General features: G+C 69.8%; 12 protein-coding genes and 1 rRNA gene. 5 read left to right on the top strand and 8 right to left on the bottom strand.

Annotation, left to right across the window (positions count from 1 at the left end):
- Nucleotide 1 precedes the first annotated feature (1 nt).
- The 7 genes from HCC61_RS29520 to mtnA form a co-directional block, all read right to left on the bottom strand.
- Nucleotides 2–757 (bottom strand): response regulator transcription factor, encoded by a 756-nt coding sequence (locus HCC61_RS29520; RefSeq protein WP_169140836.1) that lies wholly within the window; start codon nt 755–757, stop codon nt 2–4.
- Nucleotides 758–898: 141 nt separating this feature from the next.
- Nucleotides 899–1,597 carry a ribosome-associated translation inhibitor RaiA gene (gene raiA / locus HCC61_RS29515; protein ID WP_169140835.1) on the bottom strand — a complete coding sequence of 233 codons (699 nt, stop codon included), beginning with the start codon at nt 1,595–1,597 and terminating at the stop codon, nt 899–901.
- A 558-nt stretch (nt 1,598–2,155) separates the two neighbouring features.
- On the bottom strand, nt 2,156–2,935 hold the full coding sequence (locus HCC61_RS29510; protein ID WP_169140834.1) for a ComF family protein: 780 nt from the start codon (nt 2,933–2,935) through the stop codon (nt 2,156–2,158).
- A gap of 169 nt (nt 2,936–3,104) precedes the next feature.
- Nucleotides 3,105–4,937: an LpqB family beta-propeller domain-containing protein gene (locus tag HCC61_RS29505; protein WP_169140833.1), complete on the bottom strand. Its 1,833-nt coding sequence runs from the start codon at nt 4,935–4,937 to the stop codon at nt 3,105–3,107.
- Entirely contained in the window at nt 4,937–6,976 is a 2,040-nt protein-coding gene (gene mtrB / locus HCC61_RS29500; protein WP_206323176.1) for an MtrAB system histidine kinase MtrB, read from the bottom strand. Before mtrB ends, HCC61_RS29505 begins: the two co-directional genes overlap by 1 nt.
- 73 nt (nt 6,977–7,049) lie before the next feature.
- Complete coding sequence (mtrA, locus tag HCC61_RS29495; RefSeq protein WP_028436107.1) at nt 7,050–7,727, bottom strand: two-component system response regulator MtrA; 678 nt, start codon at nt 7,725–7,727, stop codon at nt 7,050–7,052.
- A complete protein-coding gene (mtnA, locus tag HCC61_RS29490) occupies nt 7,724–8,881 on the bottom strand; it encodes an S-methyl-5-thioribose-1-phosphate isomerase (RefSeq protein ID WP_169140831.1) in 1,158 nt (385 codons plus the stop codon). The genes mtrA and mtnA overlap by 4 nt, the downstream gene beginning before the upstream one ends.
- A gap of 137 nt (nt 8,882–9,018) precedes the next feature.
- On the opposite strand from mtnA, the gene HCC61_RS31600 reads away from it, so the two are divergent.
- The 5 genes from HCC61_RS31600 to HCC61_RS29465 are packed head-to-tail and all read left to right on the top strand — an operon-like array spanning nt 9,019 to nt 14,637.
- Nucleotides 9,019–10,260 (top strand): glycerophosphoryl diester phosphodiesterase membrane domain-containing protein, encoded by a 1,242-nt coding sequence (locus HCC61_RS31600; RefSeq protein WP_169140830.1) that lies wholly within the window; start codon nt 9,019–9,021, stop codon nt 10,258–10,260.
- Between the two features lie 4 nt (nt 10,261–10,264).
- Entirely contained in the window at nt 10,265–11,050 is a 786-nt protein-coding gene (locus HCC61_RS29480) for a DUF4129 domain-containing protein (protein ID WP_169140829.1), read from the top strand.
- Entirely contained in the window at nt 11,047–12,333 is a 1,287-nt protein-coding gene (locus HCC61_RS29475; protein ID WP_169140828.1) for a DUF4350 domain-containing protein, read from the top strand. Before HCC61_RS29480 ends, HCC61_RS29475 begins: the two co-directional genes overlap by 4 nt.
- Nucleotides 12,330–13,295: a MoxR family ATPase gene (locus HCC61_RS29470; protein ID WP_169140827.1), complete on the top strand. Its 966-nt coding sequence runs from the start codon at nt 12,330–12,332 to the stop codon at nt 13,293–13,295. Before HCC61_RS29475 ends, HCC61_RS29470 begins: the two co-directional genes overlap by 4 nt.
- A 31-nt stretch (nt 13,296–13,326) precedes the next feature.
- Entirely contained in the window at nt 13,327–14,637 is a 1,311-nt protein-coding gene (locus tag HCC61_RS29465; RefSeq protein ID WP_169140826.1) for a DUF58 domain-containing protein, read from the top strand.
- 104 nt (nt 14,638–14,741) lie between these two features.
- On the opposite strand, the gene rrf is transcribed toward HCC61_RS29465, so the two are convergent.
- Nucleotides 14,742–14,858 (bottom strand): 5S ribosomal RNA (rrf, locus tag HCC61_RS29460).
- Nucleotides 14,859–14,860: the final 2 nt, after the last annotated feature.

Below are 14,860 nucleotides of genomic sequence, written 5' to 3'. Positions count from 1 at the left end.
GTCAGCGGATTTCGAGGATCTTCTCCCGCATCGCGTAGACCACGGCCTCCATGCGCGAGTGGAGCTGAAGCTTCTCCAGGATGTTGCGCACGTGGTTCTTCACGGTGTTCTCGCTGATGAAGAGCTCTTTCGCGATGTCCCGGTTGTTCATGCCCGTCGCCACGAGCTTGAGCACTTCGAGCTCGCGGTCGGTCAGCTTCGGAGCGGGCACCAGCTTGCTCTCGTCGGTGCGCTGGATCATCGACTTGAACTCAGTGAGCAGTTTCGCCGCCATCGACGGACTGATCTGCGACTGGCCGTCCGCCACCGCACGGATCGCCGCCGAGACCTCGTCCGTGGAGATCTCCTTGAGGAGGTAACCGGTGGCCCCGGCCTTGATGGCGTCGTAGAGGTCGGCCTCTTCGTCGCTGATCGTCAGCATGATGATCTTCGCGCTGGGAGCGACCTCCTTGATGGAGGTGCACGCCTCGATTCCGCCGCGCTTCGGCATCCGTACGTCCATGAGCACGATGTCGGGCAGCAGATCCGCGGCCTTCTCGACGGCCTCCGCCCCGTCCCCCGCCTCGCCGACGACCTGGATGTCCTCCTCCTGAGCGAGAACGATCTCCAACCCGCGCCGGAAAAGCTCGTGATCGTCCACGACGAGCACACGGATCGGCTCCGGCTGCTGCCGCTCATGCGCGGGGCCGTCCTCAACCGCCACCCGTACCGGGTGCGCTTCCGCCATGGGCATCACGGGCCCGAAGCTGTCCGCCATCGATCCTCCCCCTGCAGGCTATGCCGCGCCAACCGCGCTGCACAGGGCCCAGGTTGACGAGTGAGGCCATAATTCCACGTTCGCGCCCCCGGCCGAGTCCTCGACCCGGCCCGGGGGCGCGGTCTCAACGGTTCCGAGCGGTCAGCCGCCGAGTGAGCCGCCCGCTTCAGGAGGGGGCTCCACGGCGAAGGGATCGGGATCCAGGTGGATCACGCCGTAGTCGTAGCCGTGGCGCCGGTAGACGACGCTCGGCTGCTTCGTCTCGGAATCGACGAAGAGATAGAAGTCGTGGCCGATCAACTCCATTTCGTAGAGAGCCTGGTCGAGGGCCATCGGCGCCGCGGCGTGGGTCTTCTCACGGACGACGAGCGGTCCGTCGCCCTGGACCTCCAGCGGGCCCACCCTGGTGGTCATCGGTTTCTCTTCGGTCTTGACCGGTGCGGGTGTCGCCGCAGCGGCGTCGAGCTGTCCGTTGAGTTCTGCCGCGAGGTGCGCTGTAGCAGCCGCCACGCTCATCGGCGTACGGCTTCCTCCACGGTGTACCCGGCGCTTGTCGTGCTGCTTGCGCAGCCGTGCCTCCAGCTTGCCCGCTGCAAGGTCCAGCGCAGCGTAGGGGTCGGAGGCCGCTGCCTCCGCGCGAATGACCGGCCCGCGAGTGCGAAGGGTGATCTCCACCCTCTCGGAACGGTCGGCCTGCCGGGGATTGTGTTCCTTGCACACCTCGACATCCAGGTTGATCACCTTTCCGTCGAGCTTTTGGATCTTCGCCAGCTTCTCGGCCACGTGCTTACGGAACCTCTCGGGCACCTCGGTCTTGCGGCCCTTGACGACGATGTCCACGCAGAACTCCGTTCCCGGAGCACTCCGCATTGCGAAACGGAGTGCCTCCTTTGTGCACTGACACCGGAGGCTCAGGGCCTGCTTCGCCGCCAGCCTCCGGAACCTCGGCTTGCGACTTTCACCTCCTTCTCCCCCTGGGGGAAGATCGTCACCCAATCTCGAACGTACCTCCACTGACGGAAGCTGGGCACCCCCTACTGGCACGTACCTACGTTCAGGTATCAATTCGAGACAACGGCCGACGCAGCCCTCTGATCTCTGGTAGTAGCACGGTGCTTTCGCAGGCTGACGCAGGGCTCTTCCGTGGTCGTTTTCCGAAACCCTTTCCCGCGATTCATTGCAGGACTCATCGAAACTCGTCGGACTCACGAAAACTCGTCGGGCTTGCGGGACTTGCGGCACTTACAGGACTTGCGCGACTTGCGGAGTTCCGGGCTTGCAGACTTCCGGGGCCTGGCGAGTTCAAGGGCCCGCCGAGTTCCGGGGCCTGGCGAGTTCAACGCCTGCCGAGTTCCGGACTTACGGACTCGCAGCGGACAGCGGCAACGCCTGCTCTGCTCACCTGAGTGATCGGGACGCGACGACGGCCGCGGCCCACACCTGGAGCCCGGACTGTCCGGACCGTCCAGACTCAACTCGTTGTGCGTGCCCCGCGTACCGGCCGAGGGCACGGGCCGCCTCGGCCAACGACGCCCCGGTCGTCATCACATCGTCGACCAGCAGCGTCTTCCCGGTCAGCAGCCTTCCGCCGCCCGGCACCAACTCCAGCGCGCCGCCGAGATTCGCCGCCCGCTGCTGCGCGGTCAGCCCCGCCTGGTCAGCCACCGTGCGTCGCTGACGGAGCACGGTCAGCACTCGCGCGGGTACGCCTCCACGGCGCAACTCCCGCGCCGCCACGAGAGCGATTCGCCGCACCGGATCATGGCCACGGGCGGCGATGGAGCGCTGCGAGGAGGGGACGGGGACGAGCGTCAGGGGGGCCTCCCCTCCCCCCACCCCCTCCCCCATGCCCCCCGGACGCGGTGTCTGCGCCGCGGCCTCGCGCACCGTCGCCGCGAGCAACGCCCCCAAGGGCGCCGCGAGTCGGAGCGCGCCGCGCTCCTTGTGCGCGAGCAGCACTTCCCGCACCTGGTCGGCGTACGGCAGCGCCGAGTACACCCGAGGCAGGCCGGACGGCACCGGCGTCGGCCACACCCGGCGCGGTACGGCGCCCGCCAGCGCTGCCCCGCACCGCTCGCACAACTCTCCGCGCACTCGCGGCAGTCCGCAGCCTGCGCACCGCGACGGCAGCACCAGACCTGCGAGTTCCTGCCGGAGCTCCTGCAACAGCCCCCGCATGGGGACTACTTTCCCAGCGGGGGTGTGGGGGCGCCAGGCCTGTGGATAACTCTGGATGGCCGCCCGTGCCGGCCTCATGGGCGCGCACGTTGGCGTGCATCCGCCAGGGACGGACGGACCTCGTTCCGGAAACGGACTTCTTCGCAGGGGGTAGGCGCCCTTCGGCCGCCTACCCCGGGTACGCGGGGCTCGTCCCGCTGTCGGTCAGCGTCTTCCAGTTGGCGTCGGGAGGCAGCCGTACGATGCCGTCCTCCGAGTCGGCCAGCAGCGGCTTGCTCACGTCCTCCGAAGCGGCCACGCCTGTCACGTCGTTGATGCCGGGAAGCGTCGGCTGGTTCGACGCCGAGCCGTCAGTCTCGATGTACTGCATCTGCTGCACGCTCCCCGACTCGCGCCCCACGACCACCAACCGGCTGCCGCCCGCCCAGGACATCGCCGCGACATCCTCGAACTGCGGTGCGAGAGGCCGTAGTTCGCTGATCGTCACCTGCGGCTCGTCGGCCGTGCCCCCGCGATGGACCCGGCCGAGCTTCAACGTCCGCGAACCGTCCTTCTGCCGGATTTGCAGCGCCATCCGAACGCCGTCGGACGCGATCCGCAGCGACTCGATCCGCTCGCCCTTGCCCAGGTCCGGGACGTCGACCTCTTCGGGCTTCTCCTTGCCGCCCGCCAGACGCAGCAGGCGCGGGTCGTCGGGATCGCGGTCGGCGATCCACAGGTCGCCCAGGCCGTCCCAACTGGGCGCCGTCAGCCGGTCCTTCTCATGCTTCGCCTTGCTCGTCAGTACGGGCTCCCCCAGCTTGGCCCCCTCCGCGAGGCGCGAGACATACAGCGAACGGCCCGCACGCGAGACCGCCGCACCCTCCTGCTCGGCACGGTTCACCGCCACGGCGCCCATCTCCGTCTCGCCCTTGCCGAGAGCCCCTTCGACCGGGGTGGGATCGTCGCTGCCCTCGTCGAAGGACGAGACACGGTGATCGCCGTCTACGAAGTACTGGTGCGAAGCACGGCCGTTGAGCCGCCCCGGCTGATAGTCCTCCGTCTGCTCACGCGTCCGCTCGCACCGCGTCTCACCGTCCGGGCCCGCAAGCGCCACCTTGCCGACCTTCGCCGACGCCTGGTCCTGCACCGTGTGCAGCAACTGCGCGGCCATGCGTACGCAGCGTGCCCTGCTGACGCCGGCCCCCTTGGAGTTGAGGCGGACGCTCAGCGCCCCCGAATCGTCCAGCGAAAGGTGCTGGCCGCGCACAAGACGCGCGCCCTTCGGGAAGGAGGAGTGGACCACCGGGGCGAGCCAGCCTGTCGGGCCGTCCAGCAGTGCGTCGACGGTGGCGGTGACGGGGTCTATCCGGCGGCGCAGAAAGACCGGGTCGCCGACCAGTACGTTCTTGCCGCCGGTGATCGACTCGGAGTCGCTGCCGAGTTCCGCGTAGTAGTACTTGTTGATCGGCCGGTAGATGCGCTGGAAGTCGGATTCGCCGAGCACCAGCCCGTCCGGGAGCCGGTCGATCCGCCACTCCCCGTCCTCCTTGGAGAGGTGGAAGCCCTCGGCGTAGTCGCCGGACGACGGCGAGTACGCGTGCCGCTCGTCGACCTCCGCGACGCGCGTACCGGTCACCTGCACGTTGAACCCCTTCCCGCCGCCCCCGTCCTGGCGGGCGTTGCCGGGGCTCGGACCGCCCGAGACGACCCGGGTGTTGGCGAAGGGGTCCCACTCTCCGGCCGCATGGTCGGACAGATACTCCTTCGCCGTCGAGAAGGCCGCCTCATCGCTCGTCGTGGCCTCCAGGAAGCCGCGGACGATCTGCTGGGGCTTCTCGCCCTTCTCCGGGCTGACGCCGAACACACGGACCTGGGAGTCGGATTCGGTGCGGTGGGAGGAGTCGACGTGGTCGACGGTGCCGTCGTCCGGCATGGAGGCGCAGCCCGGCAACAGCAGTGCGAGCGCGCCCAGTTGGGCCGCCGCAATCAGGCGGCGACGGTTTCGCCGCTCAGCTCCCATCAGTGTTCTCCGTCCTCGCCCATGGGCTCGTCGGCGGTACGGGGGGCAGTGCTGCCGCGGGGCGCGGCGACGGTGGAGGCGGGCGCGGAACGGCCGGATGCCGGTGCCGAGGGAGAGGAGGGCTGGGAGGCTCGGGCGGTCGGCGACGCGGGCTTCGCGGCGGATCCCGAACGGGCCGCACCCGCCGAGCCCGCCGCCTCCTCCGGGTCCGCCGCTCTCGCCGGGGCCTTCGCCGCCCGCTGGCGCGCCTGCGCCGGGACCGTGCCCCGTCCGTTCTGCGACCCGTGCGCCGCCGCGCGCCTGCGCCGGGAGTCCGCCGGTTGCAGCGCGAGCGGCGAGGAGCGCAGCGTCTCCCCTGCCGTGCAGGGCAACGTCAGCCGGAACTGCGAGCCGCCGCCCGGCTCGCCCCACACCTGAAGCCAGCCGCCGTGCAGCCGGGCGTCCTCGAGGGCGATGGACAGGCCGAGCCCGGAGCCCCCCGTCGTACGGGCACGGGCGGGGTCGGCGCGCCAGAAGCGGTTGAAGACCCGCTCGGCCTCGCTGCTGCTGAGCCCGACGCCGTAGTCCCGTACGGCGACCGCGACGGCTCCGCCGCCGGACGCCAGCCGGACGACGACGTCATGGCCTTCGCCGTGCTCTATGGCGTTGTCGACGAGGTTGCGCAGCACGCGCTCGATGCGGCGCCCGTCCGCCTCCGCGACCACGGGCTTGTCGTCGCCGCGCACGAGGACCCGGCTGCCCTTGCGGTCGGCGAGGGGCTCGCATCCGTCGACGACGCGGCGGACGATGTCGCGCAGGTCGATGGGGTCGGCTTCGAGGTTGGCGGCTCCGGCGTCGAAGCGGCTGATCTCCAGCAGGTCGCCCAGGAGCGACTCGAACCGGTCGAGCTGGCCCAGCAGCAGCTCCGCGGAACGCGCCGTGGCCGGGTCGAACTCCTCCCGCGCCTCGTGGATCACGTCGGCGGCCATACGGACCGTGGTGAGCGGAGTGCGCAGCTCGTGCGATACGTCGGAGACGAAGCGGCGCTGCATGCGGGAGAGCTCCTCCAGCTGCTGGATCTTCACCTGGAGGTTCTGCGCCATCTTGTTGAAGGACTCTCCGAGCCGGGCGATGTCGTCCTCACCCGTGACCTTCATGCGTTCCTGGAGTCTGCCGGCGGCCAGGCGTTCCGAGATCCCCGCGGCCATCCGTACGGGCGTGACGACCTGCCTCACCACGAGCCAGGCGATGGCTCCGAGCAGCACGACCACGAAGACGCCGGCGGTGGCCAGGGTGCCCTTGACCAGGTTCAGCGACTCTTCCTCCAGCGTGAAGGGGAAGACGTAGTACATCTGGTACGGGGAGCCGCCGGCGTCGTTGAGGCGCTTGCCGACGATCAGTCCGGCGGTGCTGCTGCCGTCCTGGCGGTAGACCTTCGCGTAGCGCTGGTGGGTGCCGGGCTGGTTGTCCAGGGCCTTGCGCAGGTCGGCGGGGATGCTCTCCTCGGGGCGGATGTCGCCGGAGGCCCGCGGTCCGCGGGTGGTGGAGCGCTGGTTGCCGAGGAAGGGTGACTCGTCGTTCTGTGAGCCGAGCGCGACGACGGAGTAGACGCCCTGGCCGCCGCTGGCGAGCTGCTCCACCAGGTTGTTGAGCCAGGTGCCGGTGTTCTGCGTGCTGCGGCCGCCGGTTCCGGGGCGGCCCTGGCCTTCGCCGCTGCGGCCGCTGCCTGCGCTGTCGGCCATCTCCTGGGCGGCGGCGAAGCCGCCCGCGGCCTGGCTCTGGGCGGTCTTCTCCTTCGCGTCGAGCAGTCCGTTGCGTACCTGCCCGATGACGACGATGCCGAGTAGCAGCACCACGCCGAGTGACATCAGGAGGGTGGCGGCGACCACGCGCAGCTGGATGTTGCGCCGCCACAGCCGGAGTACGGGCAGCAGCGGGCGGCGCACCCAGCGGATGAAGAAGCGGACGACGGGGTGGGCGCGGGGCCCGGTGGTGCCTTCGGGGAGCAGTCCCTCCGAGAAGAGTGCTCCGCTGCGCCACAGTCGCCGAAACTTGGACATTTCGGACTCTTGTGCCGTGGCTTCGGCTCCGTCCGTGCTGGCGCGATCCTGGACGGAGCCGTTCCGGGTCATCTCAGCCAGGTCCCGCCTTGTAGCCGACTCCGCGAACCGTCACGACGATCTCCGGACGCTCCGGATCCCGCTCGACCTTGGAGCGCAGACGCTGCACGTGCACATTGACCAGCCGCGTGTCCGCTGCGTGCCGGTAGCCCCACACCTGCTCCAGCAGCACCTCACGTGTGAAGACCTGCCACGGTTTGCGGGCGAGCGCCACGAGAAGGTCGAACTCCAGTGGTGTCAGCGCTATGGACACACCGTCCCGCTTCACCGAGTGCCCGGCGACATCGATCACCAGATCGCCGATCGCCAGCTGCTCGGGCGCCGGGTCGTCGGACCGGCGCAGCCTCGCGCGGATCCTCGCCACCAGCTCCTTGGGCTTGAACGGCTTGACGATGTAGTCGTCGGCCCCCGACTCCAGGCCCACCACCACATCCACGGTGTCTGTCTTGGCGGTCAGCATGACGACCGGCACACCGGACTCGGCACGGATCAGGCGGCACACCTCGATGCCGTCCCTGCCGGGCAGCATCAGATCGAGCAGAACCAGATCCGGTTTGGTCTCACGGAAGGCGGCGAGCGCCTTGTCGCCGTCCGACACGAATGACGGTTCAAAGCCTTCGCCGCGCAGCACGATGCCGAGCATCTCTGCCAGTGCGGTGTCGTCGTCGACGACAAGGACGCGTCCCTTCATGCGTTCATCATCCCATTACCCCATCGTGACGTCGTCGTTCGTGACGGGGAACACAGCCCCGCGACAGTTTCGCTGGTGACGGGCGAGATCACACCCCGGTCGGTGACGACAGCCGTCACCAGCTCCGGCGGGGTCACATCGAAGGCCGGGTTGTAGGCATCGGCCCCCGTCGGGGCCACAGGCACACCGCCGCGCTCCCCCCGTACTTCCGGATGGTACGGCGAGTACGACTCGGGCACTGGTCCCGAGATGTGCGTCACCTCCTCCGCCGGACGCTGTTCCACGACGATGTCCGCTCCCCGCTCCGTCCGGAGATCGACGGTCGTCACCGGTGCCACCACCACGAACGGCACTCCGTGGTGCCGTGCCAGCACCGCGAGCGGATAGCTCCCCACCTTGTTGGCCACCGAGCCGTCCGCCGCTATCCGGTCGGCCCCGATCAGCACCGCGTCCACCTCCCCCGCTGCGAACAGCGAACCGGCCGCACCGTCCACCAGGACGCTGAACGGCATCCCCTCCCGGGTGGCCTCGTACGCCGTCAGCCGCGCGCCCTGGAGCAAGGGCCGCGTCTCATCCACCCACAGCCGGCCAAGCTCCCCCGCGGCGTGCACACCGGCGACCACGGCGAAGGCGGTGCCCTGCCCACCGGAGACGAGGGTCCCGGTGTTGCAGTGCGTGAGCAGCCTCATCGGCCGGCGAGGCACCAGTTCGGCGAGGAGTCCGTGACCGAGCCGCGCCATCTCCGCGCTCGCCTCGGCGTCCTCCTCATGCAGTGCCCTGGCCTCGGCGAGGGCGGCGGCAGCCGCACCCTCGGTGCTCCCCCCGCCGTCGGCTGCGGCACGGTAGGCGCTCTCCACCCGTCGCACCCCCGCTGCGAGGTTCACCGCTGTCGGACGCGCGGACGCCAGACGGTCGGCCGCGTCGGCGACATCGTGTCCGCGGGCGGCGGCGAGCGCGACGCCGTACCCCCCGGCCACACCGAGCAGGGGCGCCCCCCGTACAGACAGGGCGCGGATCGCGACCACCAGGTCGTCAGGCCCGCTGCACACGAACTCGGCTTCCTCCGCCGGCAGCCGCGTCTGGTCCAGCAGCGCAAGAACCGGCCCCTCAGGGGTATCCGCCCAGCGCAGCACTGGGACACCATGATCTGCCATCCGCACAGTCTGCCTCGCCCCACGACGACTTCTGAAGGCGATCCAACAAGCCGGGGCCCGCCCGCCGCCACGGCAGGGCGTGGGACGATGGCAGTCGACCAGGCGATGCAGCGACCGAAACCCCGAGGTGACGACAAGTGAACGACTCTCCGGGCTGGACACCGCCCGGATCTCCTTCCCCCGACCGTTCGCCCGACGGCGAGGAGTCCGCCAAGGCACCCGGGAGCAATCCGCATCAGCCACCTGCGGGCAATCCGGCCGACGATGCGCCCAGGAACTGGTCCACGCAGCAGCCGCCCGCCCAGTCCGGCCCGCCCTGGGGGACTCCTCGTCCCGGAAGACCCGGCTGGGACCACTGGGGCGGCTCCTGGAACCAGCCGCCCGCCGCCAAACCGGGAATCATCCCCCTGCGTCCGCTGGGCGTCGGCGAGATACTGGACGGCGCCGTCACCACCATGCGCGCCCACTGGCGCACCGTTCTGGGCATCTCTCTCGCAGTCGCCGTGGTCGTCCAGCTCATCGCCACCATCGCCAACGGCCTCTGGCTTGCGGACGCCACCAACCTCGACGCACTCGCCCAGGACCCTCAGCCGAGCCCCGACGAACTCATGAACGCCATGACGGGGTCGCTGCGGATCTCCGGTGTACGAGCCCTCGTCGAGACCCTCGGCACCGTGCTCGCCACCGCCATGCTCACGGTCGTCGTCAGCCGTGCCGTGCTCGGCCGTTCCGTCTCCTCCGGCGAGGCATGGCGGGACTCGCGGCCCCAACTGCTGCGCCTGCTGGGCCTGTTGTTCCTCCTTCCCCTGCTCATCACCCTGGCCGTGTTCGTCGGGTTCGCGCCGGGAGGGGTGCTGCTGGCCGCGGGAGTGAAGCCCCTCGGAATCGCTCTGCTGCTCGTGGGAGTGCTCGCCGGTCTGGTGGCAGCCGTGTGGATCTGGGTCCGGTTCAGCCTCGCCGCCCCCGCCCTGATGCTGGAGAAGCAGGGCGTCATCAGCGCGATGCGGCGCTCCGCCAAACTCGTACGGGGCAGCTGGTGGCGGGTCTTCGGGGTGCAGATGCTGGCCACGATTCTCGTCGTCATCGTCGCGTCGGTGATCCAGATGCCGGTGACGCTGATCGGTATGGCCGCCAGCGGTCAGGGCCTCTCCGCCTTCGCCGAGGCAACACCGGCCACAAGCTGGTCCTATCTGATCGCGGTGGGCATCGGTGCCGTGATCGCATCCACGATCACCTTCCCGATCCGCGCCGGCGTCACCGCCCTGCTCTACCTCGACCAGCGCATCCGGCGGGAAGCCCTCGACCTCGAACTCGCCCGCGCCGCAGGCGTTCCGGGCTACGGCGGCACACAGCCTGACAGCCCGACTCCCGGGAGCTGAGGCGATGCCGGGGGATGTGGCGACCGTGCCGCCGGCCGACGCTGCCGGCCTGTTCGTCAGGCGGGTGTCCGGAGCCGACGGCGGCGCGCCCGTCACCATCCCCCGCACCCCGGCACGCGAAGCCGCCGAACGCGAGCTGTCGAAAGGCGAGTACCACAGGGACGACCCCAGCCTGCTCAACCGCATCCTCGACTGGCTCTGGGACCACATCAGTTCGCTGCTGCACTCGGCGGCGCAGGCCTCCCCCGGAGGCTGGGTCGGCCTCACCGCGATCGTCTGCCTTGTCGTACTGCTGGCCGTGGCCCTGCGACTGAGGCTGGGCAGCCCACGACCCGGCCCCGTCTCCGATTCCGGGACGCTCTTCGACAAGGGCCCGCGCAGCGCAGCCGAACACCGCGCGGCAGCCGAAGCCCACGCCACCGCCGAGCGCTGGGACCAGGCCCTCCAGGAACGAATGCGGGCCATCGTCCGCTCCCTCGAAGAGCGAGCCCTGCTCGACCACCGTCCCGGCCGCACGGCCGACGAGGCCGCCGTCGAAGCGGACCGCGCCCTGCCGGGCCATGGCGAGGAACTGCGCTCCGCCGCACGGTCCTTCGACGAGGTGACATACGCCGGCAGAGACAGCGACTCCTCCTCATATGCAGCCGTGCGCGATCTCGACCGCGCCCTCCAGCGCGCCAGGCCCTTGCTGCCGGACAGCGCCGCAGCCCCGGCCAGCGGCGCCCTCGTGGCACAACAAGTACGAGCAGGGGGCCCGGACGCCGACGCTCCGGACGGAGGGGGCAGTTGAGCGAAGCCTCCGACACGTCCCTGGCGCCCACCGCCCGCCAGGTGTGGGCGCGTGCCCGTGGTCTGCTGCTCGCCGCGGCGGTCCTCGCCGTCGCCGGCGTGATCATCGCGGCCGTGCGTTCCGGCAACGAGTACGGGCCGCTCGACCCCCGCTCGACCCAGGGGCACGGCAGCAAGGCCACCGCCCGGCTCCTCGAAGAGCGCGGCGTCCGCACTCAGATCGCCACCACCGCGGCCGGCGCAAGCAGGACGGCCGGACCGGACACGACTCTCCTCGTCAGCGACCCTGAAGCTCTCACCCGAGCCCAACGGGCCGACCTGCGCGGGGCGTTGGGACGCGGCGGCCGTACCGTTCTCATCGCCCCCGGCCCCGCTCCCACCAAGGACCTCGTCCGCGGAGCACGGGCGGCCGCGCCGGCGACGACGCAGCCCACGCCACCGGACTGCGACTACCCTGCCGCCCAACGCGCAGGCGACGCCGAACTCGGCGGCATCCGCTACTCGGTGTCCAACGACAAGGCCGACCTGTGCTACCTGCACCAGGGCCTGCCCTCCTTCCTGAGAATCCCCGACGAGCCCCCCGACGACGGCATCCGGCGCGGAGTCGAAGGCGACACGGTGCTGCTCGGCAGCCCCGAGCCGCTCTACAACCAGCAGCTCGACAAGCACGGCAACGCCTCCTTGATGCTTCAGTTGCTCGGTTCCCGCCCGCGTCTCGTGTGGTACCTCCCCTCGTCCGCCGACGCCTCCGCCCCCCAAGGCGGACAGCGCGGCTTCCTCGACCTCGTGCCGGAAGGCTGGACCTGGGCCACCGTCCAGCTCTCGATCGCCGCCGTCCTCGCCGCCCTGTGGCGCGTACGCCGCCTCGGACCGCTCGTGCCCGAGCAACTCCCCGTGTCCGTACGCGCATCCGAGACCACGGAAGGCAGGGCCCGCCTGTACCGCCGGGCCAACGCACGTGACCGCGCCGCCGACGCCCTCAGGACCGCCACCCGCGCACGCCTGGCGTCTCTGGCCGGTGTCGGCGCATCGGAAGCCGACACCCCGCAGGCCCTCATCCCGGCTCTCACCTCACGCACAGCCACCGGTGACCGCTCGTCAGAAGCTCCCCTCCAGCCCGGCACCACCAGTCACACGCACCTGCACTCCCTCCTCTTCGGCGCCCCTCCCGCCACCGACGCGGAACTCGTACAGCTCGCCGACGAACTCGACCACCTGGAACGGCAGCTCACCGACGCCGCTTCCAACACCCGCCTGCCGACAGACAAGGAACGCACCCAGTGAGCGCCCCTTCGCCAGACAGCGCCCGCAGCGCTCTCGAAGCACTGCGACTTGAGATCTCGAAGGCAGTCGTCGGCCAGGACGCCGCCGTCACCGGACTCGTCGTAGCGCTGCTCTGCCGCGGCCACGTACTGCTCGAAGGCGTCCCCGGCGTCGCCAAGACACTGCTCGTGCGGACACTCGCCGCAACCCTCGAACTCGGAACCAAACGACTTCAGTTCACCCCCGATCTGATGCCGAGCGACGTGACCGGATCGCTCATCTACGACGCCCGCACCGCAGAGTTCTCGTTCCAGCCCGGCCCGGTCTTCACCAATCTCCTGCTCGCCGACGAGATCAACCGGACACCGCCCAAGACCCAGGCCTCCCTCCTCGAGGCCATGGAGGAGCGTCAGGTATCGGTCGACGGCACCCCGCGCGCCCTGCCGGATCCCTTCCTTGTGGCAGCCACCCAGAACCCGATCGAGTACGAGGGCACCTACCCCCTCCCGGAGGCCCAGCTCGACCGCTTCCTGCTCAAGCTGAACCTTCCACTGCCTTCCCGCCAAGACGAGATCAACGTGCTGACCAGGCACGCCGAAGGCTTCGACCCCCGTGACCTGGAAACAGCAGGCGTCGCCGCCGTCGCCTCACGCGCAGACCTCGAAGCAGCCCGAGCGGCCGTCGCCAAGACCGGCGTCGCGCCCGAGATCACCGGCTACGTCGTCGATATCTGCCGTGCCACCCGGGACTCCCCCTCGTTCATGCTCGGCGTCTCACCCCGCGGCGCCACCGCACTACTCGCCAGCGCTCGCGCCTGGGCCTGGCTGACGGGACGCGACTATGTGATCCCCGACGACGTGAAGTCCTTCGCCCTGCCGACGCTCCGCCACCGCGTACAGCTCCGGCCCGAAGCTGAGATGGAAGGCGTCACCGCAGACAGCGTGATCAATTCGATTCTTGCTCATGTCCCCGTACCCCGTTGAACTCAGTGAGCTGATTGGCGAGCCCTGATCCATGGCACTCACCGGCCGTACAGCCCTCTGCGCCGCTCTCGGCGCCATCCTCGTCGGGCTGCTGCTCCCCAGCTGGGCCGGCGTGCTCGCCGTCGAACTCCCGTTGCTGGTTGCAATCCTGTCCGACCTCGCACTGGCCGCGCCAGTGAATCAGCTCCAGTTCACACGTTCCGGTGATACGTCAGTTCGGCTCGGCGAACACGCTTACGTGAACGTCCGCGTGGCCAATCCTTCCCGACGCAGCTCCCGCCTTCAGCTCAGGGACGCCTGGCCACCGAGCAGCTGGCCGGAAGGAACTTCGGAAGCAGCCAGCCGTCACCGACTACGCATCGCCCCCGGCGAACAGACCGTTCTGACCACGGCACTTCGACCTACCCGAAGGGGAGACCGGCGCTCGGAGCGCATCACCGTCCGCTCCTACGGCCCCCTCGGTCTGGCGGCCCGACAGGGAAGCCACTCCGCCCCCTGGACCGTGCGCGTACTCCCAGCGTTCGACAGCCGCAAACACCTGCCGGCCAAGCTGGCGAGGCTCCGCGAACTCGACGGCCGTACAAGCATCCTGACCCGCGGGGAAGGAACGGAGTTCGACAGCCTTCGCGACTACATCCCCGGAGACGACACCCGCTCCATCGACTGGCGTGCCACGGCCCGGCAGTCGGCAGTCGCCGTCCGCACTTGGCGCCCCGAGCGCGACCGGCACATTCTCGTCGTACTCGACACAGGCAGAACGTCCGCGGGACGCGTCGGCGACGCGCCCCGACTGGACACCGCCATGGACGCCGCGCTTCTGCTGGCGACGCTCGCCGCCCGCGCGGGCGACCGCATCGACCTCCTCGTCTACGACCGGGCACCCCGCGCAACCGTCAAAGGACGGGCGGCACATGAGGTCCTGCCGGCCTTCGTCTCCGCGATGGCGCCGGTGGAACCCGCTCTCGTCGAATCCGACACACGCGGCCTGGCATCGACGGCCCTCCGCATGGCACGTCACCAGTCGCTACTGATCCTTCTTACAGGCCTGGACGCCTCACCCGTCGAAAACGGCCTAGTTCCTGTGCTCCCGCTGCTCACCCAGCGCCACACGGTCCTGGTCGCCTCCATCGCGGACCCTCGCATCGCCGAGATGGCTGCCGCGCGAGGCGACGTGGACGCCGTCTACGACGCGGCCGCTGCATCGCGCACCCAGCTGGAGCGCAAGCAGACAGCGGACCGCCTCCGCCGCCACGGGGTACTCGTGGTCGACGCCCTCCCCAGCGAACTGGCACCTGCTCTCGCCGACGCCTACCTCAGGCTCAAATCAACTGGCCGCCTGTGACCCCGAATTCGCCAAGACTCTGAATCCGCCGTTACTGTACGGGGGTGTGAAAAAGCCCCGTTGGGGTGGCCGTGGCCGTTCCAACGGGGCTTGTTTCACTGGTAGTTCGGCGGTGTCCTACTCTCCCACACGCTCCCGCATGCAGTACCATCGGCGCAGTAAGGCTTAGCTTCCGGGTTCGGAAAGTAACCGGGCGTTTCCCTCACGCTATGACCACCGAAAC

It is taken from the genome of Streptomyces sp. HNM0575 (assembly GCF_012726265.1).
Lineage (GTDB): Bacteria > Actinomycetota > Actinomycetes > Streptomycetales > Streptomycetaceae > Streptomyces.
The sequence above is the reverse complement of the archived record's forward strand: the minus strand, read 5'-3'. Positions and strand labels throughout refer to the sequence as shown.

Excerpts from the sequence above, each read along its gene's own strand:
- HCC61_RS29520 (WP_169140836.1), bottom strand. The coding sequence starts at position 757 with ATGGCGGACAGCTTCGGGCCCGTGATGCCCATGGCGGAAGCGCACCCG.
- HCC61_RS29510 (WP_169140834.1), bottom strand. The coding sequence starts at position 2,935 with ATGCGGGGGCTGTTGCAGGAGCTCCGGCAGGAACTCGCAGGTCTGGTG.
- HCC61_RS29505 (WP_169140833.1), bottom strand. The coding sequence starts at position 4,937 with ATGGGAGCTGAGCGGCGAAACCGTCGCCGCCTGATTGCGGCGGCCCAA.
- mtrB (WP_206323176.1), bottom strand. The coding sequence starts at position 6,976 with ATGTCCAAGTTTCGGCGACTGTGGCGCAGCGGAGCACTCTTCTCGGAG.
- mtrA (WP_028436107.1), bottom strand. The coding sequence starts at position 7,727 with ATGAAGGGACGCGTCCTTGTCGTCGACGACGACACCGCACTGGCAGAG.
- mtnA (WP_169140831.1), bottom strand. The coding sequence starts at position 8,881 with ATGGCAGATCATGGTGTCCCAGTGCTGCGCTGGGCGGATACCCCTGAG.
- HCC61_RS29480 (WP_169140829.1), top strand. The coding sequence starts at position 10,265 with ATGCCGGGGGATGTGGCGACCGTGCCGCCGGCCGACGCTGCCGGCCTG.
- HCC61_RS29465 (WP_169140826.1), top strand. The coding sequence starts at position 13,327 with ATGGCACTCACCGGCCGTACAGCCCTCTGCGCCGCTCTCGGCGCCATC.